General features: G+C 41.5%; 26 protein-coding genes and 1 pseudogene. 15 read left to right on the top strand and 12 right to left on the bottom strand.

Going from position 1 to position 23,103, the window contains the following annotated elements; genetic code table 11:
• Window positions 1–108: 108 nt before the first annotated feature.
• Window positions 109–546 carry a sensor histidine kinase gene (locus CDG79_RS13110; protein WP_094342509.1) on the top strand — a complete coding sequence of 146 codons (438 nt, stop codon included), beginning with the start codon at window positions 109–111 and terminating at the stop codon, window positions 544–546.
• A gap of 180 nt (window positions 547–726) precedes the next feature.
• Here CDG79_RS13110 and lpxD read toward each other — a convergent pair whose 3' ends face one another.
• Together lpxD and CDG79_RS13100 are read right to left on the bottom strand one after the other, a co-directional pair.
• Window positions 727–1,779: a UDP-3-O-(3-hydroxymyristoyl)glucosamine N-acyltransferase gene (gene lpxD / locus CDG79_RS13105; protein ID WP_094342508.1), complete on the bottom strand. Its 1,053-nt coding sequence runs from the start codon at window positions 1,777–1,779 to the stop codon at window positions 727–729.
• 268 nt (window positions 1,780–2,047) lie between these two features.
• A complete protein-coding gene (locus CDG79_RS13100) occupies window positions 2,048–3,139 on the bottom strand; it encodes a hypothetical protein (RefSeq protein WP_094342507.1) in 1,092 nt (363 codons plus the stop codon).
• A 291-nt stretch (window positions 3,140–3,430) separates the two neighbouring features.
• Between CDG79_RS13100 and CDG79_RS13095 the strand changes: the two genes are divergently transcribed.
• Complete coding sequence (locus CDG79_RS13095) at window positions 3,431–3,916, top strand: SMI1/KNR4 family protein (protein WP_094342506.1); 486 nt, start codon at window positions 3,431–3,433, stop codon at window positions 3,914–3,916.
• 145 nt (window positions 3,917–4,061) lie between these two features.
• Here CDG79_RS13095 and CDG79_RS13090 read toward each other — a convergent pair whose 3' ends face one another.
• From CDG79_RS13090 to CDG79_RS13080, 3 genes are all read right to left on the bottom strand, one after another.
• Window positions 4,062–5,297, bottom strand: coding sequence for an NAD(P)/FAD-dependent oxidoreductase (locus CDG79_RS13090; protein WP_094342505.1), 1,236 nt, complete (start codon window positions 5,295–5,297; stop codon window positions 4,062–4,064).
• A gap of 49 nt (window positions 5,298–5,346) precedes the next feature.
• Window positions 5,347–5,511, bottom strand: a complete 165-nt coding sequence (rd, locus tag CDG79_RS13085) for a rubredoxin (RefSeq protein ID WP_094342504.1) — start codon at window positions 5,509–5,511, stop codon at window positions 5,347–5,349.
• A 141-nt stretch (window positions 5,512–5,652) separates the two neighbouring features.
• Entirely contained in the window at window positions 5,653–5,847 is a 195-nt protein-coding gene (locus CDG79_RS13080) for a hypothetical protein (protein ID WP_012410758.1), read from the bottom strand.
• 420 nt (window positions 5,848–6,267) lie between these two features.
• On the opposite strand from CDG79_RS13080, the gene CDG79_RS13075 reads away from it, so the two are divergent.
• Window positions 6,268–6,822: an SRPBCC family protein gene (locus CDG79_RS13075; protein WP_094342503.1), complete on the top strand. Its 555-nt coding sequence runs from the start codon at window positions 6,268–6,270 to the stop codon at window positions 6,820–6,822.
• Between the two features lie 157 nt (window positions 6,823–6,979).
• On the opposite strand, the gene clpB is transcribed toward CDG79_RS13075, so the two are convergent.
• From clpB to CDG79_RS13060, 3 genes are all read right to left on the bottom strand, one after another.
• Window positions 6,980–9,598, bottom strand: a complete 2,619-nt coding sequence (clpB, locus tag CDG79_RS13070) for an ATP-dependent chaperone ClpB (RefSeq protein WP_094342502.1) — start codon at window positions 9,596–9,598, stop codon at window positions 6,980–6,982.
• Between the two features lie 230 nt (window positions 9,599–9,828).
• Window positions 9,829–10,230 (bottom strand): HNH endonuclease, encoded by a 402-nt coding sequence (locus tag CDG79_RS13065; RefSeq protein ID WP_094342501.1) that lies wholly within the window; start codon window positions 10,228–10,230, stop codon window positions 9,829–9,831.
• Window positions 10,227–10,589: a hypothetical protein gene (locus tag CDG79_RS13060; protein WP_094342500.1), complete on the bottom strand. Its 363-nt coding sequence runs from the start codon at window positions 10,587–10,589 to the stop codon at window positions 10,227–10,229. Before CDG79_RS13060 ends, CDG79_RS13065 begins: the two co-directional genes overlap by 4 nt.
• 156 nt (window positions 10,590–10,745) lie before the next feature.
• Between CDG79_RS13060 and CDG79_RS13055 the strand changes: the two genes are divergently transcribed.
• The 9 genes and pseudogenes from CDG79_RS13055 to CDG79_RS13005 all read left to right on the top strand — a co-directional run bounded on the left by CDG79_RS13055 (window position 10,746) and on the right by CDG79_RS13005 (window position 18,001).
• Window positions 10,746–11,120, top strand: a complete 375-nt coding sequence (locus CDG79_RS13055) for a hypothetical protein (protein ID WP_094342499.1) — start codon at window positions 10,746–10,748, stop codon at window positions 11,118–11,120.
• A 62-nt stretch (window positions 11,121–11,182) separates the two neighbouring features.
• Entirely contained in the window at window positions 11,183–11,437 is a 255-nt protein-coding gene (locus CDG79_RS13050) for a TIGR02450 family Trp-rich protein (RefSeq protein ID WP_094342498.1), read from the top strand.
• Window positions 11,438–12,124: 687 nt separating this feature from the next.
• Window positions 12,125–12,991, top strand: a complete 867-nt coding sequence (gene bchL / locus CDG79_RS13045; protein WP_223278117.1) for a ferredoxin:protochlorophyllide reductase (ATP-dependent) iron-sulfur ATP-binding protein — start codon at window positions 12,125–12,127, stop codon at window positions 12,989–12,991.
• Between the two features lie 32 nt (window positions 12,992–13,023).
• Window positions 13,024–13,821, top strand: a complete 798-nt coding sequence (locus CDG79_RS13040; RefSeq protein ID WP_094342514.1) for a DUF5331 domain-containing protein — start codon at window positions 13,024–13,026, stop codon at window positions 13,819–13,821.
• A gap of 176 nt (window positions 13,822–13,997) precedes the next feature.
• Window positions 13,998–15,401 carry a ferredoxin:protochlorophyllide reductase (ATP-dependent) subunit N gene (locus tag CDG79_RS13035; protein ID WP_094342496.1) on the top strand — a complete coding sequence of 468 codons (1,404 nt, stop codon included), beginning with the start codon at window positions 13,998–14,000 and terminating at the stop codon, window positions 15,399–15,401.
• 407 nt (window positions 15,402–15,808) lie between these two features.
• Window positions 15,809–16,186 carry a surface-adhesin E family protein gene (locus tag CDG79_RS13025; protein ID WP_094342495.1) on the top strand — a complete coding sequence of 126 codons (378 nt, stop codon included), beginning with the start codon at window positions 15,809–15,811 and terminating at the stop codon, window positions 16,184–16,186.
• A 561-nt stretch (window positions 16,187–16,747) separates the two neighbouring features.
• Window positions 16,748–17,110 (top strand): hypothetical protein, encoded by a 363-nt coding sequence (locus CDG79_RS13020; protein ID WP_094342494.1) that lies wholly within the window; start codon window positions 16,748–16,750, stop codon window positions 17,108–17,110.
• Window positions 17,111–17,322: 212 nt separating this feature from the next.
• A pseudogene (locus tag CDG79_RS13015) lies at window positions 17,323–17,472 on the top strand (AbrB/MazE/SpoVT family DNA-binding domain-containing protein); the annotation flags it as partial.
• Window positions 17,473–17,773: 301 nt separating this feature from the next.
• Window positions 17,774–18,001: a putative toxin-antitoxin system toxin component, PIN family gene (locus CDG79_RS13005; RefSeq protein ID WP_094342493.1), complete on the top strand. Its 228-nt coding sequence runs from the start codon at window positions 17,774–17,776 to the stop codon at window positions 17,999–18,001.
• Between the two features lie 395 nt (window positions 18,002–18,396).
• On the opposite strand, the gene CDG79_RS12995 is transcribed toward CDG79_RS13005, so the two are convergent.
• Together CDG79_RS12995 and CDG79_RS40990 are read right to left on the bottom strand one after the other, a co-directional pair.
• A complete protein-coding gene (locus tag CDG79_RS12995) occupies window positions 18,397–19,542 on the bottom strand; it encodes a hypothetical protein (RefSeq protein ID WP_094342492.1) in 1,146 nt (381 codons plus the stop codon).
• Window positions 19,505–19,699 carry a hypothetical protein gene (locus CDG79_RS40990; RefSeq protein WP_143855476.1) on the bottom strand — a complete coding sequence of 65 codons (195 nt, stop codon included), beginning with the start codon at window positions 19,697–19,699 and terminating at the stop codon, window positions 19,505–19,507. Before CDG79_RS40990 ends, CDG79_RS12995 begins: the two co-directional genes overlap by 38 nt.
• A gap of 69 nt (window positions 19,700–19,768) precedes the next feature.
• Between CDG79_RS40990 and CDG79_RS12990 the strand changes: the two genes are divergently transcribed.
• Complete coding sequence (locus CDG79_RS12990) at window positions 19,769–20,020, top strand: hypothetical protein (RefSeq protein WP_094342491.1); 252 nt, start codon at window positions 19,769–19,771, stop codon at window positions 20,018–20,020.
• Between the two features lie 19 nt (window positions 20,021–20,039).
• On the opposite strand, the gene CDG79_RS12980 is transcribed toward CDG79_RS12990, so the two are convergent.
• Window positions 20,040–20,354: an element excision factor XisH family protein gene (locus CDG79_RS12980; RefSeq protein WP_094342490.1), complete on the bottom strand. Its 315-nt coding sequence runs from the start codon at window positions 20,352–20,354 to the stop codon at window positions 20,040–20,042.
• Between the two features lie 283 nt (window positions 20,355–20,637).
• Between CDG79_RS12980 and CDG79_RS12975 the strand changes: the two genes are divergently transcribed.
• Together CDG79_RS12975 and CDG79_RS12970 are read left to right on the top strand one after the other, a co-directional pair.
• Window positions 20,638–21,195, top strand: a complete 558-nt coding sequence (locus tag CDG79_RS12975) for a hypothetical protein (protein WP_094342489.1) — start codon at window positions 20,638–20,640, stop codon at window positions 21,193–21,195.
• A gap of 77 nt (window positions 21,196–21,272) precedes the next feature.
• On the top strand, window positions 21,273–21,917 hold the full coding sequence (locus tag CDG79_RS12970) for a DUF3318 domain-containing protein (RefSeq protein ID WP_094342488.1): 645 nt from the start codon (window positions 21,273–21,275) through the stop codon (window positions 21,915–21,917).
• Between the two features lie 209 nt (window positions 21,918–22,126).
• On the opposite strand, the gene CDG79_RS12965 is transcribed toward CDG79_RS12970, so the two are convergent.
• On the bottom strand, window positions 22,127–22,924 hold the full coding sequence (locus CDG79_RS12965) for a 7-carboxy-7-deazaguanine synthase QueE (protein ID WP_094342487.1): 798 nt from the start codon (window positions 22,922–22,924) through the stop codon (window positions 22,127–22,129).
• Window positions 22,925–23,103 lie beyond the last annotated feature (179 nt).

Here is a 23,103-nt window from a genome sequence, read left to right as displayed (position 1 = left end):
TCGACAAAAGTCACGGCGAGCTGCGATGAATGATCAGTATATGGTTTCTGTTTTGGCTGCGGCTCTTCCAAACTCAATACTCTCCTAGAATCTACCTGTCAATAGGGTTTGAGACGCGCTAACCCTGGTCCAGCGATTGAAGTAATTACAAACTATGGCAATTTGCCTGAAGTTGAATGTTTTTCTGGACAACTAAATCAGGTATTTATGAATTTACTAGCAAATGCCATTGATGCTTTAGAAGAATCAAATCAGGGACGTAGTTATCAGGAGATTGAGGCTAACCCTAATCGCATCACAATTCGGACATTTTTACAAGATAATCATGTCAATATTTTGATTGCTGACAATGGCAAGGGGATGATAGCAGAGGTAAAACAAAGAATTTTTGACCATTTATTTACAACTAAAAGAGTTGGTCAAGGTACAGGATTAGGATTAGCGATCGCTCGTCAAATTGTGGTAGAAAAACACGGTGGTCAAATCATTGTGGAATCTGAAGTCGGTGTAGGTACACAATTTGCGATCGCCATTCCTGTGAAATAATTTGTAATATAGGATATACAGAAAAATGCTTAATACAAGCACTATCCAATCCCTTACTCTGTGAAATTTAGCATAGGCACAGCATTGCTGTGCCCCAACAACAGATGTGGTTCAAATACATGAAACCTGTTGTAAATCAGCATTCATGATTGCATGTAAAGAATCTCCTAAGCTTTTTTATTAATCATTGCTATTTTTAGATTTCCGTTGCAATTGTTTTAGCGATTGATACATATCTGGCAGGCGACCATAAACAGCACATACCTTGAGATATAGTTTGTAAGGAAGGGCTGGAGTTCCGCAGACAACTTCTCCTGGCGCAACATCGTTGTGAATTCCACTTTGAGCAGATGTCATTGCTCCATCTCCTATCTTCACTTGATTGACTATTCCTGTTTGTCCGGCTAAAATCACGCGATTTCCCAGTTGAACACCTCCCGCCATCCCAACCTGACCTGCGATCGCACAGCCAGAACCGATTTTGCAACCGTGACCTATTTGCACTAGGCTGTCAATTACTGTATTGCGACCTACCCGTGTTTCTCCGACGGATGGACGGTCAATACCACTGTTGCAGCCAACTTCCACGCCATCTTCTAAGACTGTATAGCCAGATTGTTCCATTTTGAACCAACCAGTCCGGGTAGGAACAAAACCAAAGCCTTCTGCACCAATGACAGCACCACTGTGAATGACGCAATCTGCACCGATGTGGGTGCGTTCGTGGATGGTACAGTTGGCGTGTAGGGTAGTGCGATCGCCTATTTTGACATTTGGATAAATCACCACATTGGGGTGAATAATTGCGCCATCGCCAATTTCTACGCCTTGCTGAATTACAGCATGGGGGCCAATATAAACATCACTACCAACTTTTGCAGTGGAGTGAATCACAGCAGTGGGATGAATTTCTGGAATAGGGCGATATGGTTGGTAAAAAAGTGCGATCGCTTTGGCAAACAACAGTCGCGGATCTGGAGTTGCTAGCCAGACAATACCTCTCTCTTGTGCGATCGCCTGTAATTTTTCGTCTTCGGGAAAAATTAAAGCACTAGCATTGGTCTTACCGACAAAAGATCCAAATTTTGGCCCTTCTACATAGCTGAGAGTACCAGTGGTAGCTTCATCAATAGCTGCTACCCCTGTAATTTCTGGGTCATAGTCTGGGTTGCTAATCAGGCTATGATTGCTAGCAGCATCACCAAATTGGCGGATAATTTCGCTGAATTTCATTGTTGGATGTGTTCAAAATTGATCTACAATGGCAAGATAATTTTCGCTCTTTATGCTCCAATAGACTAATTTTGTAGACACATAGTGGTGACAATACTTCTCGGTTAAGGGGAAAAGGGGAAAGGGAAAAGGGAAAGAAAAAACCTTTAACCCTTACCCTTTACCCTTTTCCCCAAACCCGATTCCGAGTTAAAAATGCTTAACCGAGCAGTATTGATAGTGGTGAGGCAATCAGACCATACCTAACTTCGCTTCAGGTTAGAGGACTTTACCGACATTCTTCTGTTGATGGCTCTCGTTGTAAAGATGAGCCTACTTTCAGCGAATCTTGTTTCAGTAGCGTCTTGAGGCGTTGATTATCTTCAGCAGCGATCGTCTCACCATAGTGATGAAGTTGAAAAAGTTGGCAATAACGGTTTTGTTTGGCGCAAATCAAGCAGCCATAAGCATGATTGCCGTTAGTACCGCATAGCCGATGTCCCATCACTGGGCCGAGAGAAGTATTTTGCTCGCTAGCAACAGTGCTGAGAATTGAGCGCAGTTTTGACTCGAACTCCAATGACAAGTATTCCTTACGTCCTGGTTGTGTACGATCCCATTCTGGAACGATTAATTCCTGTTTTAACAGACTCGCTTCAATCTCTTCAGACATCACAAGCCCAGACAGAATAACATGATGGGAGACATGGGGCAGTAGCGTGCGTGCTAATTGCCACATTAAAGCTTCATCAAACCACTCTTCAACCAGTGGACGTAGATACCAACAACACGGAATGCCAAGTTTGACTAAATCTTGCAGCAACTGTACCCGACTCTGAATTGAGGCTTGCTCATAACCTGGTTTCAAAGGAGGTAAACTTACAAAGACAGTGACTCGAAGGGAATGAGGTTGCTCTAGAGTTGTTTTCAGGCGTTCCAGAAAAGATTGGCCAGGATGAACTTTAGTAGTGATGTAGACTATGTTGGCTGCTTTACGCTCAATCAGTGCATCTAGAATTGACAGTACACGTTCTCGATGAGCTGGAATAAAGGGATCGGAGTAGTCGCATAGTGAAATCGGAAAGCCCTTTTGTCCCTCCTGAGTAGTAAAAATGCGATCTAGCAAAATATCAAGGAGGTCAATCGGAGCTAAGACATCCTGAAAGTTTTGGGGATAATGGTGCCAGTCACGGTCTTGATGACAGACACAATAGGCACACTCAATCGGACAACGATTCTGGGCATTTGGTAGAAATGGATTGAGACTGAAGTATTTTACAGCACGCTCATCATCAGGAATACCAAGCACTGGAAAGCCATGTAGCATATACTGGCTACCTTGCAACGTAATTTCAGACGCAGTATTTTTATCAGTGTTCATACATTATCTAGGAAAAACTAATACACCCTGAAAAATTTGCCTTCTCTAGGGTGGCTGGTGTGAATGTGGAGTGGCAAGGTGAGAAATGCTAGATAATTAGTATGAATTTTGATAAGTAAATATAGCTAATAGCGATCGCTTATTCATAAAGAATTGGTAAATGTGGTGAGGCTAACACGGAGACGCTCTCGGTAACAAGTTTTAAGAGTAGACTTTTGCCATTTTGTACTAGTCAGATAATTAGTAATTAAGATAGAGATTATTTATCCTCTAGACGGTTCAAGTTTTGAAATGATTAATAATATACAAGAATTAAGAGAGCGCTTGTTTACTAGTGGAATAGTAAAAAATGAGCAAGAGCTACAAGGATGTACCTCAGAGGAAATTGCATACATTGAAAGTAAATATGGAGTTTTACCAAGGACTTATAGGGAAATATTAAGCTTACTTGGGCATAGTGCCGGAAAGCTTGTTAGCAGATCGGAATTTGAGTTTTACTTCGACCAAATTATCGATCATAATGAATGGCATCGAGAGAGTCTCCTTGAGGCAATTGCTGAAGGAGACGAATGTACAACCTTGCCTGATAATGCTTTTTGTATCTGTGCTAGAAATGGAGACCCGTGGTTTATTATTGCCGATGGACAAGATGACTGTTCTGTTTATTTTCTGCATGACGATTGCATAACAATTAAAGAGGCCAGTAAATCTGTGATGGATTGGATAGAGGGATTTGTAGAAGAAGCTGAATATTGGATAAGGAGAGGAATGAGATAACATTTCAAAGTTATCTTTTTGAGAATAAATTTTAACAATAACGTTTATAGTATTCTGCTACATTAATTTTTATAAGTTCGTAGTAAGGACTTTAGTCCTGATTTTTTAAGCACTAAAGTGCTTACTACGAACTCTTTTAAGCTATCTAACTAGTCGCCATTGCTATCCCTGCTAAATACCCAGTTGTCCAAGCACTTTGGAAGTTAAACCCACCGGTAACGCCATCAATATCTAAGATTTCGCCGGCAAAATAAAGACCAGGAACTAACCTACTTTCCATTGTCTTAAAGTTGACTTCTTTGAGCTTAACGCCACCACAGGTAACAAATTCTTCTTTAAAGGCTCCTTTGCTGTTGATTAAATATTGTCCCTGAGTCAGTTCTTGCACTAGTTGATTTAAGGTTTTACTAGATATTTCTGCCCAACGGTCATCTGTAGCGATCCCTGCACGGGCAATGATATATTGCCAGAGACGATGGGGGAGTTCAACGCCACGATGCAATGCGATCGCTTTCTTTCCCCACTCATCTTTAACTGCTAAAACTTTTTCTCGCACTTCTTCTTGTTGCATCAGGGGCAGCCAATTAATCAATAATTTGGCTTGATAGCGGTTTTCGTGCAGAACTCTCGCACCCCAAGCAGAAAGCTTCAAAACAGCCGGGCCACTCAAACCCCAGTGGGTAATTAGCAATGGCCCAGTTTGTTGTAATTGGGATTTTCCGCCCGCAGATAACCGTAATTGGACAGGGTTAACGCTAACTCCAGCTAACTCTCGCAACTTTTGATCGAGAATGTTGAAGGTAAATAATGAGGGGACTGGCGGTTCAATTTGATGGCCTAACTCTTGGACAATTTTATAACCGACAATGCTGCTACCGGTGGCAAGAAGTAGGCGATCGCATTTAATCGTCTCTCCCGATTTCAGAAGAACATCAAACTCCCCATCTGCTGCGGTTCGGTTCACTGAAGTTACATGTGTACCGATCCGGAGTTTTACCCCAGATTTCGCCACCGCTTTAATTAGACATTCCACAATGGTTTCTGAAGTATTGGTGACAGGAAACATCCGGCCATCAGCTTCAGTTTTTAGATAGACTCCACCAGTAGCAAACCAAGCTACTGTATCTTGAGGGCCAAAGCGAGTCAAAGCACCCCGCAAAGCTTTTGCACCTCTGGGGTAATTTTGGACTAACTCCTCCGGGTCAAAGCAAGCGTGAGTCACGTTGCAGCGTCCCCCACCAGAAATTAGCACTTTCGCCAGTGGTTGACGACTGGCTTCGAGTAAAGTAACTTGGGCATCAGGATTGGCTTTAGCACAAGCGATCGCGCCAAAAAATCCCGCAGCCCCACCCCCAATAACTACAATTCGTAACGGTAGCAAGTTCTAAAATTTCTCAATAGCACGTACTTTACTAGGCTAGCTGTTATCTTCACTCTTCAACTAGTTCAAATTGATCTTTTGTGGCCCCACAAGTAGGACATGACCAATCTTCTGGTATATCTTCAAAAGCTGTTCCCGGCGCTATATCGCTATCTGGATCGCCTTCTTCTGGATCGTATTCATAGCTGCAAACAGTACATATATACTTTGCCATGTTCCTTTCCTCTGGTAAATTTTTGGCATTGCTTTCCTATTAAATACTTCTGGCAGTGAGTAAAAATAGCCACGCTACAATTCTTAAACCAGAGTATACGTGTACCCTTGGGGGAAATTTCTCAGATTATAAAAAATCAGATTACAAACGCCACCAAGTCCTTTGGGCGTAACTGATAATCCCGATCGCGATCGCCCCTAGTAGCAGTAGCAAAATAATTCCACCTGGAATAAAAGTAAGAATACCAAAGCCTCTCAGTACCCATACGGCTACGCTAACACCAAGAAGGATACCAAAAATCTGGATTAATCTACGATTTAAAGAAGATTGACTCACCTAATTTTCCTCTCAACTCAATAGAAATTACACTTGATATTTACCATCAGATATGAAGTTATGATGAAGTTATAGTTTCATCAGAAATAACACTTAAAAATAGAGATATCCTATCCAGATTTTGGGGTAAGACGCTTGATATTAAATAGTGTTTATGCCATTTTAGCTGTTAAGAACTTAGTTTTTCATTTATAATACTGCTATTATCAATCCTACTTAAGTATTTATTTTGTGAATTGTGATAAGAACTACAGGTTTTACAGTAAAGAAACTGAAATAATTACCAAAATCTCACCCTTTCCGGAAAGGATAGGCATTACACTGGAACTAAAATTTAATGGGTTGGATGGAAATCAAGTTTTATGACTTGTAGTTTCAACTCGATTTAGGTGGGTGAGTTGAGGAGTAACTAAAATCATTATGTCTGCGTCTTGTAGATCGGATTCAATTATTGAAGGTTCAGGTATGGCTTGGAGTCAAGACAAGCAAAAGTTGCTGGTACAGGGTGAAATTTTGGTAGAAACGCGATCGCACAAAACCTGTGGTGGGGCGGTGACAGCTTGGATGTATTTGCCGATGGTGCGATCGCAAGTTTGGCAGCAATTAACTGATTATCCCCGGTGGGTGCAATATTTTCCTGATATCACTAAAAGCGAGATATCACACAAAGGTGAAGTCAAACGTTTATATCAAGCAGCACAAAAAGCCTTTTTCTTTTTTACCGCTCAAGTGGAAATTTACCTCAACGTTGTAGAAGTGCTGGGGCAACAAATCCAGTTTCGCATGGTAAAAGGGACTTTTGAGGATTTTAACGCCAATTTAGAACTCCAAGATTGCGGTAACGGCACCTTGCTTGCTTATACTGTCCAAGCTACACCTCTGATTCCGATTCCATCAATTTTTATTCAACAAGCAATGAACTTAGAATTACCTGCAAATATGCGGAAAATGCGACAAGTGATTTGTAAGGGTTAACATAATTCGTAATTCGTACCTCGGCTTCTCTACGAGATGCTATGCGAACGCTCGGCAACCTAATTCGTAATTCGTAATTATTAACCTACGAATGTTTCACAAAAAACGCCAAGAAGCTCTAGCTTAACTTGGCGTTTTGGTGTGACATAATCTTCAATTAGCTAGTAAATACCTCAACAGGTAAGCGACTAAAAGAAAGACGCTCATTTTGCACATCTACAAAGATGGTGTCGCCGTTGTTGAATTCACCGCGCAAAATAGCTTTGGCAATTTGAGTTTCTAACTCGCGCTGAATCGCCCGCTTCAGTGGACGCGCCCCATACACTGGGTCATACCCTACTTCTGCTAAAAAGTCAAGTGCGATATCCGAGAGTTTGAGGGATATTTTGCGATCGCCCAATCTTTGCCGCAATCTTTGCACTTGCAACAGCACAATCTGCCGCAATTCCTTCTTATCTAAACCGTGGAAGATGATGATTTCATCAATCCGATTCAGGAATTCTGGACGGAAACTATTTCGCATCGCTTCCATTACCCGACGGCGCATTTCGTCGTAGTGGGCGTTATCGCCAGCGACATCAAGAATGTATTGCGAACCGATGTTGCTAGTCATGATGATAATAGCGTTCTTGAAGTCCACCTTATGACCTTGGGCATCAGTGACGCGTCCATCATCGAGAATTTGCAAGAAGATATTGAAAACATCGGGGTGTGCTTTCTCGATTTCGTCGAAGAGAATCACAGAGTAAGGACGGCGGCGAATCGCTTCTGTAAGTTGTCCGCCTTCTTCATAACCCACATATCCCGGAGGCGCACCGATTAAACGGGATACGGCGTGTTTCTCCATGTACTCGGACATATCGATTCGCACCAACGCATCTTCGCTATCGAACATATAGCCCGCTAGCGCTTTCGCCAACTCGGTTTTACCCACACCTGTCGGCCCAAGGAAAATAAAGCTAGCGATGGGACGATTGGGATCGGCTAGTCCAGCCCGCGATCGCTGAATTGCATCAGCTACGGCTGTGACTGCTTCTTCTTGTCCAATGACGCGGTGATGTAGTTCATCTTCTAAATGTAGCAGTTTCTCTTTCTCAGATTCCACCAACTTGCTGATGGGAATTCCTGTCCATTTAGAAATAATTTCAGCAATATCACCTTCTGTAACTTCTTCCCGTAATAGTGATTTACCACTTCTTTGGGCGCTTGCCAACTCAGCTTCTACTGCTTCCAATTGGCGATGCAAGCTGGTTAAATTGCCATATTTTAACTCCGCAGCCCGGTTAAGATCGTAATCGCGTTCTGCTTGCTGAATCTCTAAATTGACCCGTTCAATTTCTTTTTTAACAGACTGAATTTTGTCAATGATATCTTTTTCAGACTGCCATTGAGTATTCAGGGTTCTTTGTTCTTCTTTGAGATCGGCAATTTCTTTTTCCAATCTTTCTAAACGTTCGCGAGAAGCGGCATCACTTTCTTTTTGTAGCGATAGCTTCTCCATTTCCAATTGCAGAATCTTGCGATCGATTTCGTCGAGTTCTTCGGGTTTGGAGGTAATCTCCATTTTTAATCTCGCGGCGGCTTCGTCTACCAAATCAATGGCTTTATCAGGGAGGAAGCGATCGCTAATATATCGACTCGACAACACGGCGGCTGCAACCAAAGCACTATCAGAAATCTTCACCCCGTGGTGGTTTTCATAACGTTCTCTCAACCCGCGCAAAATCGAAATACTATCTTCTACACTAGGCTGATCGACATAAACTTGTTGGAAGCGTCTTTCTAGTGCGGCATCCTTTTCGATGTGTTTGCGGTATTCATCCAGAGTCGTCGCCCCAATACAACGCAATTCACCCCGCGCCAACATTGGTTTTAACAAGTTACTAGCATCCATCGCGCCTTGGGTTGCACCAGCGCCGACAACGGTGTGAATTTCATCAATAAATAAAATAATCTTGCCGGTAGATTCAGTAACTTCTTTTAATACTGCTTTCAGGCGTTCTTCAAATTCACCCCGGAATTTTGCCCCCGCAATCAAAGCACCCATATCTAAAGAAATCAACTTGCAGTCTTTGAGTGACTGGGGTACATCACCTGCAATAATGCGCTGTGCTAATCCTTCAGCGATCGCAGTTTTACCAACACCCGGTTCACCAATTAGCACAGGATTATTCTTGGTGCGGCGAGAGAGAATTTGGATAGTGCGGCGAATCTCATCATCTCGCCCAATCACTGGGTCAAGTAGACCTTCATGGGCGGCTTTTGTGAGGTCACGCCCATATTTTTCCAGTGCTTCATATTTGCCTTCTGGATTTTGGTCGGTCACTTTTTGGCTCCCTCGAACTTGTTTAATAATATTTTTTAGCTTGCCTTCGTCTAAAGCAAACTCTTGGAATAAAGCTTTGCCAAAACGGTCATCTTTGGCATAACCCAGCAATAAGTGTTCAATTGAAATATATTCATCTTGAAACTCTTTGCGATACACGTCTGCTCGATCTAGAAGTGTATCCAAGCTGCGTCCCAAGTAAACAGAACTACTAGTACCGGATACTTTCGGCTGACGTTGAAAAAATTGTTCAGTGCGATCGCGCAGTTTTTGGAGGTTAACACCCGCTTTGGTGAGAATCCCTGTTGCTAGACCATCTTGTTCTAGCAAAGCTTTCATCAGGTGTTCGCTTTCAATTTGCTGTTGTTGATATTGTTTTACAATATCGGGGGTATGGGCGATCGCTTCCCAGGCTTTTTCTGTAAATTGGTTAGGATTAGTAGGTTGCATAGGCTTTTTCAGGAACGTAGAGGTGCAGCACCTTGTCAGAGGCTACCACCAGAACACTAAGTAAAGATAATTTCTGCTGTTAATAGATATTGTATGAAGAGGGGAGCGATCGCCTAGATCGGTGTTCACATCTTGTAAAAGTGGTATTTTCCCCTAGTTCCGATTTTCCACTGTGCGATTCTTGTTCATTGCAAATGCTATACCTGAAGTGTTATTGCTGTGCTGTACCACTACGGAAACAAACCCAAGCGAATCCATAATTGTCGAGCTGCCACTTGAGAAGCACTGTTCATCTCTAAATATTCTATAGTGACTTTTCCAGAGGAAGTAATGCCCATAATCTTGCCAGATTGACTATCAACCTGAAAATGCTCACTCCATTTATCCTGTCTTGGATGAAAGAAACTAACTTCAGTGTTCAAACCAGGCACAATGCCACTAATACGAGTTCCTTTACGGAGATTACAGGAGCGACACGCAAGGGCTAAATTTGCTTCATCATTTTCACCTTGCCGAAAGAGCGGGATGATATGCTCAACCTCAAACCGAAAATTAAAGATTAGTTCAGGGGCTTGGCAGTACTCACAGCGATGGTTAGCTCGTTGTGCGATCGCGGTGTAATACCGATTCATGAACTCTCTTGCTCTATCAATGCGGCTGTTCGGGCAGTTGCTGCTCTTAATTCAGCCTCAACCAAAGTATCCAGTTCTGCTTGTTGCTCTGGTGGTAATGCTTGCCCCCGATCTCGTACTGACCGCCATAAACTCATCAATTCCGATAACCGTTTTTGTTGTTTAGCGCTGAAAAACAGGTCAGGACTAAAGTTTTGAATAACAAGCAGTGCGGTGAATTCCGCTTCACCTAACTGAGTAGTTAACGCATCTAGGGCTTGCCCCGCAGTTTTGCCAACAGAGTGCTTATCCCCTGCAATGGCGCGATAAGTTTTCTCACCATCGGCATCAAAGATTGGCAATATTGCTACTGTAGTCATGCTTCCAGTGTGGAATCTTTTGTCTCAAATTATAGCTCTACGCGAACAACACCTGAGCAACTGATTCAGAATGCGTACTCCAAGCATGACGGATTGAAGTTCTTCTACCCCCACACAGAGTTACTATGATCCCAGGTCGCCTAGTGGATACTGAAAATGATTAACCCCTACGACTTTGAAGATGATGACTTTGACTTTGAGGATGAGAATTTATTGAAAATAAAATCCATCAGCCAAATGACTGAAGGGGAAAAGCTAGAGCGATTTAAGCGGTTCTTCGACAGCAGCAGCCGTGCTATGTTACAAGATTGTCTATTTCGCATCATCAATGACGAAGATGGTACGGGTACGTTAGAAATTCTTTGCCCTAATGAAGTCGTAAGACAACGCCTTTCAAAGAAAAAGCGCAAAATTACCAACAACATCAACACCTGCTGGGGCCATATCAGATGGTTTTCGCTATGCGTTCAGCAAGATAATGAGTTGGATTGCCAGAAGTTTACCCGTAACGGTGATTTAGTGACATTTTAGGTGGGGAATGGGGAATAAAGAAAGTGTTTTCCCAATGACGAATGACAAATGACAAATGACTAATGACTAAAAAACAAAAATTTCCTTACTTAGTTGGTTCTAAGTGGACGGCACAGCAAAAAGTTGATGGTTGGCGACACTTCCAAGTTGTCAATCGGAAAAATCAGGCTAAGTGGGTTTACGCCGAAATGGTTTCTGCTTGCGATCCTAAAGTCCGTTTTTGGATAAATGCCAAATTGTTACAAGATAACTCCCAGTGGCAAGCTGGCTGGCAAACATTACAAGAAATCCAGGAAATTAAAACTGAAGTGTCCTAATTAACTTCATAAATTAGGACTTACGCACACTCTCCGATTCTTCTCTTACTCTTAGCGCACGGAGGTGAGCTACCCGCAGGTAGCCGCAAATTCTTTTCGCCTTGGCTTAGACTTAGGCAATATTTGCCAAATTAATAATATTTTACAAAATCACACTAACTCACTCTCAAGCAGCAATTAAATGGTTTGGGCTACCGACTGAAAACAGGCAATTTATCTGCGATACCTTCTCTACGAGACGCTATGCGAACGGTGAGCTACGCTAACGCAAATTCCAGTAGTATTTCCAGCATCAGGCTGCATATACCTCTCTTTACCCTTCTACCTGCGCCCCAATGCCCTGAAAACACGTTGCACGAACATCAGCTAATTCTATGAAAACAATTCAAAAATAACTATTTCAGCTTTTTGTATTTTGTAACTCTTTTTATGAAAATAAGTAATAAAAACTTTTTATAGATAACTTTTAGAGCCAAATAGGACTTTTAAGGGAATTAAAGCCCAAATACCCATAATTAAGTTCTAATCCATCGGATAAAACCGGTTTAAAAATTAAGAGCCACTTTCTTTTCTATGTAATTTGCCTAATAATGACATCAACAGACCTCACGCATCGCCATCTCAGGAAAGGTGAAGGCAAATGTTTGAGCCACAAGTTTGACAAGAAGCTATAAGAGGGAAACAACAGTGAAACTAGCAGTCTACGGAAAAGGTGGTATCGGTAAATCCACAACTAGCTGTAATATATCCGTCGCCCTAGCTAAACGTGGCAAGAAAGTGCTGCAAATTGGCTGCGATCCAAAACATGACAGCACCTTCACCCTGACTGGGTTTTTGATTCCCACAATTATCGACACCCTCCAAGAAAAAGACTATCACTACGAAGATGTCTGGCCGGAAGATGTAATTTATAAAGGCTACGGCGGTGTGGATTGCGTAGAAGCTGGTGGCCCACCTGCTGGTGCTGGATGTGGCGGCTACGTAGTCGGTGAAACCGTAAAATTACTTAAAGAACTCAACGCTTTTGATGAGTACGATGTAATTCTTTTTGACGTTCTGGGTGACGTAGTTTGCGGTGGATTTGCTGCACCACTCAACTATGCAGATTACTGCCTGATTGTTACAGACAACGGCTTTGATGCTTTGTTTGCGGCTAATCGGATTGCTGCTTCAGTCCGCGAAAAAGCCCGAACTCACCCACTGCGTCTAGCAGGGTTGATTGGCAATCGCACCTCCAAACGTGACTTGATTGAAAAATATATAGAAGCTGTGCCAATGCCAGTTTTGGAAGTTTTACCATTGATTGAAGATATCCGTGTTTCCCGTGTGAAAGGTAAGACTTTGTTTGAAATGGCAGAGCAAGATCCTTCCCTAGACTACGTTTGCGACTACTATCTCAACATTGCCGACCAAATTCTGGCGCGTCCCGAAGGTGTTGTACCTAACGACACACCAGATCGGGAGTTGTTCTCTTTGTTGTCCGATTTTTATCTAAATCCGGGTAAACCCCAGGTTGCTAATTCCGAAGAGGAACTAGACTTGATGATTGTATAAATCATCAAGTTCTCAGGATGGGGGACAATAATATGGCTTTCTTTCACAGCTTTACGGATTCAATAAAACAAAAGTGGTTGCAATTTTTCCAGAATAATCGAGACTGGATTACCCTGCACATGGAAGTGGAATCAGTGTACACCCCTGATGGCGGGAAGCGACCACCTTCTTACCTCATCCTGGGAGTTCTTAACGCCCTAGAGCCAAAGCTAGCGCAGTTAATGTTGCCCTTTGCCAAACTTAATCCTGATGCCGATACCCTAATTGAGGTGCTGGATTTGCATTTTGACCCAGATTTCGCTCTCGGTAATCGCTTTGTTGTCAACTCAGATGTAGAGAAATACGTAGAAGAAGCAGCAGCGATCGTTGATGAAAAGCCTGAAGATGAAACATTGACACATTCTCATACCAATGGCTATACCAATGGCTTTGTGGCGGAGGTAGTAGTTCAAGAGTTCGCAATCCTGGATTCCGACGATCAAAGTTTGGAAATCAGCGAGTTGGAGGAAACCGAAAATGACTTTGGCGATATTTCCTTATCCAACGGACACACATCAAAAGATGAGTCTCTCGAAATCTCTAGTTTAGAAGCAGATGAGTTTGGGGAAATTGCCTTCGATACCTCAGCTGCAATGGAAGTAAAGCTGGATGACGAGGCGCTTGAAGATAGTCCACTAGATGAGAATGCGTTTAAAGACGTGTTATCAGATGTCTGGGGTGATGAAACAGCTTTGCAAAAGGCTGAAGAAAATAACGATTTATTAGGGGAAGAACTGCCAGCAGGCGTTTTTGATGAATCAGAAATTGCCCGTCTCTTCCCCAACGCTTAATTATTGCTGTTCCTCGCAATTTTAAGTTTTAGATTTGGGGTTTTGGATTAGGAATTAGGGAAATTGTCGTTAGACAGAGGATACTTTTGTTGTCCCAGTCTTCAATCCAAAATTATCAATCTAAAATCTAAAATTCGTCGATCTGCCATTAAATATCAAGGGGAGAAAAAACCAAAATGACTGTCGCTCAACAACCAGAAGCTTTAAACTTTGAGTGTGAAACTGGAAATTACCATACCTTTTGCCCAATTAGCTGCGTGGCGTGGTTATACCAAAAAATTGAAGATAGCTTCTTTTTGGTGATTGGGACAAAAACTTGTGGCTACTTCCTGCAAAACGCGATGGGGGTGATGATTTTTGCTGAACCCCGCTATGCAATGGCAGAGTTGGAAGAGGGCGATATTTCGGCACAGCTGAATGATTATGAAGAGTTAAAGCGGTTGTGTTTGCAAATTAAACGCGATCGCAATCCTAGTGTAATTGTCTGGATTGGCACTTGCACCACCGAAATTATTAAAACAGATTTGGAAGGTTTGGCACCGAAGTTAGAATCTGAAATCGGGATTCCTATCGTTGTAGCGCGGGCAAATGGTCTAGATTACGCCTTTACTCAAGGAGAAGACACCGTATTAGCTGCTATGGCTAACCGTTGTCCTGATAAGGCTCCGGTGGCGGAAACTGAGAAAATTGAACGAAATGCGATCGCTAAATTACTCAACTTTGGTAAAAAGAAAGAAGATGTCGCCCAAGATGAGTCTGAGTACGTAGATCATCCACCCTTAGTTCTCTTTGGCTCCCTTCCCGACCCCGTAGTTACTCAGTTAACCTTAGAACTGAAGAAACAAGGCATCAAAGTTTCCGGGTGGCTACCCGCGAAGCGCTTCACTGAACTGCCAGTACTGGAAGAAGGGTATTATGTCGCTGGTGTCAACCCCTTCCTCAGCCGCACAGCTACCACCTTAATGCGTCGCCGCAAGTGTAAACTCATTGGCGCACCCTTCCCCATTGGCCCCGATGGTACCCGCGCTTGGATTGAGAAAATCTGCTCGGTGTTTGGTATTACTCCCAAGGGTTTGGATGAACGGGAAGCCCAAATTTGGGCAGGTTTGGAAGATTACGTGAAACTGATTCGTGGAAAATCTGTATTTTTCATGGGTGATAACTTGCTGGAAGTTTCCCAAGCAAGATTCTTAATCCGTTGTGGGATGACTGTTCACGAAATCGGCATTCCCTACATGGATAAGCGCTATCAAGCTGCGGAGTTGGCATTGCTGGAGAAAACTTGCCAGGAAATGAATTCACCCCTGCCAAGGATTGTAGAGAAGCCGGATAATTACAATCAACTTCAGCGAATTTATGAGTTGAAACCAGACTTGGTAATTACTGGTATGGCTCACGCTAATCCGTTGGAAGCACGGGGTATTAATACTAAGTGGTCTGTGGAGTTCACTTTTGCTCAAATTCATGGCTTTACGAATGCGCGTGACATGTTAGAGTTGGTGACTCGTCCGTTGCGTCGGAATAATAATTTGAAAGATTTGGGTTGGGATAAGTTGGTGAGAGAAGAAGCGAAGATTTAGATTTGGGTTTGAATTGAGCAACAGTATAAGACTATGTTGGGGGCGAACTTTCCGGTTCGTCCTTTTTTTTACGTAGAGGCGCAGAGAACACGAGGAAGAGGAGAAATTGGAATAATCAAAACGGATTCTTGCGGCACTGAATAGGCACACGCCGAACAAAGTGCGATCAGGGTTTTTTAAGCCATGACTGAAGATTAGCTGTATATTTGACTGCGTTAATACCTTAGCGCGTCCGTGTCGATTTATTTTCATCACGCTTACTGTAAACCCTGTAATCCACAGCCTACAAAATTTTGACCTCCAATCAGTCAAAATTGATTGACCGATGTTACAGATGTTTTAGTAGCTATACTGTTGCAATATTTTTAACTCAGCAGGTAAAACCGAAGTATAGTTTTAGTACTTGTATGTTGAAAAAAATAGCCATAGCAGCAATAGCATCTACTTTGATATTTGTTCCGACGATAGTCAAAGCCGAATGGGTTTTTGTAGATCAAAACGATAAATTTGCTTTATTTGTTGACAGAATTATTAAAGTTAATGGCAAACCTGCATTCTTTTGGCAAAAAATAATCTCTAAAACAATCTCTACTGACAATATAAAATCAGTAATTTTCCATGAAGCCGTTAGCTGTGATTTAATGGCTTTCAAAAACTTGACCGTTGTTTTTTATAATGATCGTGGCGAAGTATTAGCCCAGGAAGATAATAAAGAGCCTTTAGATTGGAAGTATGCAATACCAGGGAGCCAACAAGAGTTTATTTTAAAGGGAATTTGTAAATAATGCCTCAGCCTTAACAGCTTCCCAACGCCCTATAAGACCCTAACATACTATGTAACGGCGCTAAATACTTTTAACAAAATAATAACACACATACAATCTTCTGCTAGTGGCTAGTATTCAACTAACGGAAGTAAAACATACACACAGTTAATAATTAAATCGCTGTTAAGTAATCTTTTAAGTAGAAATCCTCAATTAGGTAAATGGGATGGAATAAAGCTAGAACGTGCAATAAAATGGTGTTGGGGAGGTTACAAGCAAAGCCCAATTACAAATGTAATTAACAAATCAAATATTCTTTGGCGTAGTAAAAATAAACCATTTATAGAAACATTACGGGAAACTCAGAAATTAGGTAATGGTGACATTTATATAGGTAGATGCTATAAGGAGATAGCAGATTACGCGGTAGAAGAATGGGAATTTGCTAATAAGCCTTGAGGCAAATAACTGAGAATCGGGCTAATCAACAGAATGTTTGGACTAGCGATCGCTATTTTTAAGCAGAAGATGCAGAGCGATCGCAGATACAATCATAAGTAAAAGGCAAGCAGGTAGAAAATGGCTGAAATTGTCACCCTTCAACTCCCTGAAACACTGGCACAAAAAGCAAAGGAAATCGCTGCTTTTACACATCGGCGACTTGAAGATGTATTACTAGAATGGATTGACCGCGCCATTACCGAACTACCTATGGAGTCATTACCGGATGAACAGGTTTTAGCTATGTGCGATATGCAGATGGAAACTCAGCAGCAAGAGGTTTTCAGTGACTTGCAAGCACGTCACCGAGAGGGACAGCTTAATGATGCAGAAGTTCGTCAACTAGATGAACTCATGAAAGTCTACAGACGTGGCTTAGTAAGTAAAGCAAGAGCCTTAAAAGTGGCTGTTGAACGCGGCTTGAAACCCGCCATGAATTAACAGTTATTGGGTACTTGCGGGTTGGCATCCTCCAGAAGATTGAACAAAGCGCAGAGGAGAAAGCGATCGCTCAAATTCATCTCACTCAGGTACAGTTACAATGAAGAAAAATTTCCAATAATAATGGATGGAATAAATTGGCTTCTTGTTGACTTTGAATCTATGAATTAAAGGAACTTAAAATGCAATCATCACTAGCAAACGAGCGAGAACTTATTATTGATATGGGTGATATAATTATTTTAAAGCCTAAGAAACTTTTTCCAGAAACTAAATTAGATGATGTAGCAGGTTGTTTAAAATATCCAGGAAAACCTAAAAACCTTGAGGATATGGATAATGCAATTCGCCAAGGTATATAGGAATCGTGATTTAAAAGTAAAAAACTGATTCAAACCTGATTAAAAAAGCTAACAAGTTTCTATTCCCTAACTCCAGAACTCACCATAACTTAAAAAACCTATCAACTACCCCTAACCTTCGAGCAAATTCTTAATCTTGTCCTACAACTTCCCGCACAAGAACAAGAACAACTTATTCAAGAAATAAAAAAAACCTCTTCAAATAATAAAGATGAAGATTTACTTAGTGTTTTTGACAGAATCGGCAGAAATGCTCAAGCCAAAGGATTAACCGAAGAAACTCTAGAAGAATTACTCGCCGATGAATCATAAACTAATTGTCATTGACACAAATGTTTTACTTAGTGCTGCTCTAAGTCGTAATGGAACAGCCCGTAAAGCCCTAGATAAAGTCTATAAAGAATTCAAAATTGCTCAAAGCAATGAAATTTATCAAGAATTAAACACACGAATTTACAAACGTAAGTTCGATAAATATATCTCAGATGAAGACCGACAAGATTTTTTGGACATAAGTAGAGCGGCGTGAATAATTCAAGGTTTGTAGTAAGGACTTTAGTCCTAATTTGACGGCTGTTCGCGCAGCGTTCCCGTAGGGTAGCCCTCTCTACGAGACGCTATGCGAACACTACGAACTCATCTCAAGATTTTTTACATTACTTAATCTACTTTGATTTATTCTCACCTACTTACTTAGTTAAAAAATACAGTCAATTTATAGAAATAAAATCTCAAATAAACACCTGTAGAGATCCAGATGACAACAAATTTTTATAACTTGCTAAAGATGCCAATGCAGAATTTTTAATCACAGGAGAGCAAGACCTTTTATCACTCAAGACCCTAGCCGAATATCAAAATCAGATTATTACTCCCAGAGACTTTCTTGACCTTGATTAATTCATCTTTAATCCTGTAATTAGTTCAGATGGAAGGTTGTAACTCTAAAGGTTTGGATGGAATGATGTACATTAATTTTGCACCGTCTAGTTTAATTTCTGTAGACGGAGTTAATTTAAGCCAGTCATGAAAGCTGATTCCTAATTGGGAAATTGCTTGTACTTCTGTTTGGTAAGATTCAAAGCGGCGATTGGTTTCAATCATAGATTCCATTAGCTCCAAAGTTTTAGGAAGACGTGCATAAATTTGCGGTTTAGGATCATCCCAAATTGCTTTTCCTACCCAATCTATCTTGGAATCCCAAATTGCTGCCGGTATCGATTCTACCCACTTCCAGTTATTCGGGTCTTGAGCCAATATAAATAGATTCATCCGTTGCATATCAAAGACTGCATTTTCATCCAAAGTTGGGTCGAGCCATTGGTAAATTCGGGTTAGCCTCCGCAAATCAATCTGACCCCTGAACTGAGGCTGTAAGTATACTGCTGGGTTAAAAGTAAGCAGAAGCTTAACATATTTATGAATATGAGAACGAATAACTATTGACCCTTCTTGGAAGCGGCGAAGTGCGGTTTCGTGTTCTTCTAATTCAAGATAACAACGTGCTTCAGCTAGGTAGGCTAAAGATAAAGTCAGCAGATATTCATCAGCAATTTGGCTTTTTTGCTCAATTTCGATATCAGTATATTCAGTGTAGATATGCTGTGCTTCTAAAAATCGGTTAATAGCTTGTAGTGCGCTGCTTCTACGATTTTCAATTTTGGTCATTGTAAAAGCATTATTTGCTAATTCAATTGCAGCACGAAAATTTGCATAGAAACTAAGGTCGATTTTATGATTAATGTTATTTAACAGTTTTTGCGCTTGTTGTAAGCGTTGTTCTAATTCTTTTAAGCGTTGTGCTATCACAGCAAAGCCTATAACTGAGACACCAAGGTTAAGTATACTGACTGCACTAGTTACCTGCAAAATTCCTTGAGTTAATAGCATACTTCGCCCAAGTTCCCCTAACTGATTTCCAGTAGGAGATCCCTGCTCCCGTAACCACGTAACGATATGTTTGCTTCCTACTTCTCGGATTACACCTCCAACCCTTTCCAATGTTCCATCTGCAATTCCTTTAATGATCCAATCAGCAAGCATAAAGGTTACTGTCACTGGTAAAGTCATAATCTTCTCCAAGTTGATAAATACTCAGTAGGGCTATATCTGGCAAAAAATCGCTTGGATTCTCCGCAGCAAATAACCACGCTTGACTCAGTATTCCCAATTTGAGTTCTATTTTCTCTAATAGCGATCGCTCTTTTGAATGAACCGCCCACGCCAACAAAGAAAAGCGATCGCCTAAATCTCATCTAAGTCCGATAGGGTGTAAAGATGGGAGTAAATATGAATTATGCTTAGTGGAATTAAACAAAAGGCTATTGTCGGAAAAAATGGCAAGATTGAACTGTCTGCAACAGAATTGCCAGAAGGAACTGTTGTAGAAGTCATCGTGTTAGTTGAAACACCAACTGAAGAAGATGAAACTACCTATCTTCTGAAATCAGAAACTAATAAAAAACATCTGCTCAAAGCTTTAGAAAATGTAGAAAAAGGGAATCTAATTTATGTAGATTTAGATGAATATGAAAAAAATTACCTTTGAACCAGAAGCTTTTGAACAATTAGGTCAGTGGGCAACAGAAGACAAAAAAAATGTCTAGCTTTGCCATTGGGCGTTCACGAAGTGTGCCGTAGGCATTCGCCTCCTGTTCAATATTATAAATTAGTAAACAGAGTTGATTAGTTTGAATGACAGATTGAATAAATGGAAGTATAAAAAACTCATTGTAAACAGTACTAGGAACTGCTAAATATAAAGTGCGATTAGCTTCTTGTTTTTGTAAAGCAATTCGGTAAATGATAAATTGTCCTAATGCAGCGTAAAATTCTGTTATTTTTGACGGACTCAAAAAAATTTTAATTTCAACAGCTATCAAAAAATATCATTAATAACGCCCAACGATCATCTGTTTTTCCTAAGCTGATGTGCAGCTAAATTGTATAACACAAAAACGTAAAATTATTGTAGTGAGGGCATCTTGCCCGCATCGCATATACAAATTAAATACGCAACATATCTTCAATGCCCCATGCCCAATTCCCCATGTCCTAATTGCATACTTCTATGTAATCAGAAGTATCTACACCAACCTAAACAACTCCCCTGACAGGTTAAACTAGGTCTGGTAACAGCTGCTCCACGTTCCTTATGAGGCTTTTATGGGAGCTAACCTCAAACAGATTGCCAACTATTTAGATAACCTTGGTTGGGACTACCGTTTTGATGATGAAGAAGACAGAATTATAACAGGTGTGGAGGCTGATAACTTAGAAGATTTTCTAATAGTTGTTCAGTTGGATGAGGAGGGAAAATTTTTCCGGGTATTTGCCCCTCAAGTTCTGGCAGGAATTCAAGATCATCCTCACAAGGGAGTTATCCTACAAACGATGCTTGCCATTTCCTGGGAAACCAAAATGTTGCAATGGGAGTATGACCCATCTGATGGTGAAATTCGTGCCATTATTGAGTTTCCTTTAGAAGACTCGATTCTCACAGAAAAGCAATTTCACCGTTGTCTGAGTGGTTTAATTCAGATTGTGGATGGGATAGCAATACCTCGCCTGAAAGAAGTGATGGCAACAGGTCTCGATCCGGGGAATATAGAACTTGGTGAAAGACTGTTACTCAGTATCCAGGAAGAAGCCCCAGGATTACTAGATTTGCTAGAAAAGGCAATGGAGGCGCGGAAAAAAAGAGGAAGTTTTCCCAACGACTGAGACGGATCATCACTTAAATAGCTATACTCCAAAGTGATACCCTCACTATATACTGAAATTTTCTGGGGCTGGATATTATGACATCCTATGCAACCTCCTCTGCCAAAGCGGAAATGAGTGAACTACGGCGGTTGAAAGGCTTACTACCGCCAGAATTACAGAGCTGGGTCACGGTTGAAGGCACAACTGAGGTCAATCCACCCCTGGTTCGCTGCGAAGAAATTGGTAAAGACCAGGTAGAAATTCAAATTGACTTGGTGAAATGGGATGCCCTCGCAATGGATCAGCGTAATCTGCTGTTCTGGCATGAAGTTGCTCGCGTTCAAAATGACACAATTCCTAAAGATGGTTGGGAAATGGCAGCACTAGCCATCGGTTTAGGTGGTGCTGTAGGCGAATTGTGGGTACAAGATGGATTGCTGCTGGTGTTAGCTTTGTCGCTGTGTGGTGTGTCAGGCTGGCGACTGTACCAAAAGAATAGTGGGGAAAAGCAACTGAGAGAATTGCTCAATGCTGATGAGAAAGCGATCGCTTTAGCAACTCGTTTTGGTTATAGCCTCCCCAATGCCTACAAGAGTCTCGGTAGCGCCTTGAAAACCCTGATTGACAATACTCCTAGTAAGCGCCAACGATCGAAATACGAAGCAAGACTCTCTGCCCTGAAGCGCAGTGCCAATAAAGCAAAAGCTAAATCCAAAACTCCAGATGAAGGCGGGTTGTAATTAGTTAGTCATTTGTCATTTGTCATTAGGAGTTAAGAGGTAGGAGTTTGGAGTTTAGTGTGAAATCTAAACTTCAAACTCTGCCTTTGGCTGGGAATGCCTGCTGAGGCGGCGGCTGCTTTGCTGATTCGCGGCAGCAATGACTATTTCATGGAATCTTACTTTTTTCTTGACTACATCTTTATCAAACTCAAATTTTACAGAAGCTTTTACAGTTGGTTAAGCATCTTATGCGTCTGAGGGATCACACGCACGTGCTTTACAAACCCCTTCATCAAAGCTTGCCAGGTCAAAACTTGATCGGCTGTAGGTGCAAGCATCGGTATTGGGGAGAATTGTTCAGATACTGCCAAAGGCGTAACAGGTTGTAAAAATACTGAGATATCTGGACTAACCTCTGCCACCAACGAAGCTGAACGTTCCAACTCGGCTGGATCTGTGTTTTGAGACACAATTATCTTGACAAAAACATTTAAATATGAATCATGACATAATTGGAGAAATTTAGCATGTTCTTGCCAATGGCTTTCACCGCTAACACTGGGCAATTTGAAATCCATACCCACAGAGTCTAAATAGGGAAGAATGATCGCTAGTTGTTCTGGGCGATGTCCGCCAGTTTCTAAGTATATGGGTAAACCAGTTATGTCTCGTACTTGGGGTAGAAACTGCGTTAAAAATGGGGCATGAAGAAGTGGTTCGCCTCCAGTTAAGCTAATGCTATCGTGTAGAGAAGGTAGATTTTGCTGTTTTACCCATTCGATTAATATGGGTAAAGAGACAGGGTTAGAGTGGATTTCAAAGTCGCGCAATCCAGGCGATCGCTCTATCCGACAAGTAGCAGGTGCATTCCAAGTTTGGGCACTATCACAAAAGTGACAGCGCAAATCACACAAGGCAAAACGAATAAATATCTGACGCGTCCCTACATTCAGTCCTTCCCCTTGAATGGCAGAAAAGACCTCAACTAGGCGTGCGGTAGGTGTAACCGTAGTTTTAGCAATCATAAGATGAGAGCAACGCGATCGCGCTGCGTCGGCACAACAGCAAGGATGTTTTTTGGCTTCTTGTTCTATTGTGAATCGTCGCTAGCGATCTCCAATCTCAGCCCCGGTAAATAAAAATTAGTCCTTATTAATACTGATTCCAATATTAGGTTAGGTAATTTTGGAGGACAAAATAATGT

This window comes from Nostoc sp. 'Peltigera membranacea cyanobiont' 232, from assembly GCF_002245985.1.
In the GTDB taxonomy this organism is placed as follows: domain Bacteria; phylum Cyanobacteriota; class Cyanobacteriia; order Cyanobacteriales; family Nostocaceae; genus Nostoc.
This window is presented reverse-complemented; position numbering and strand designations above follow the sequence as displayed.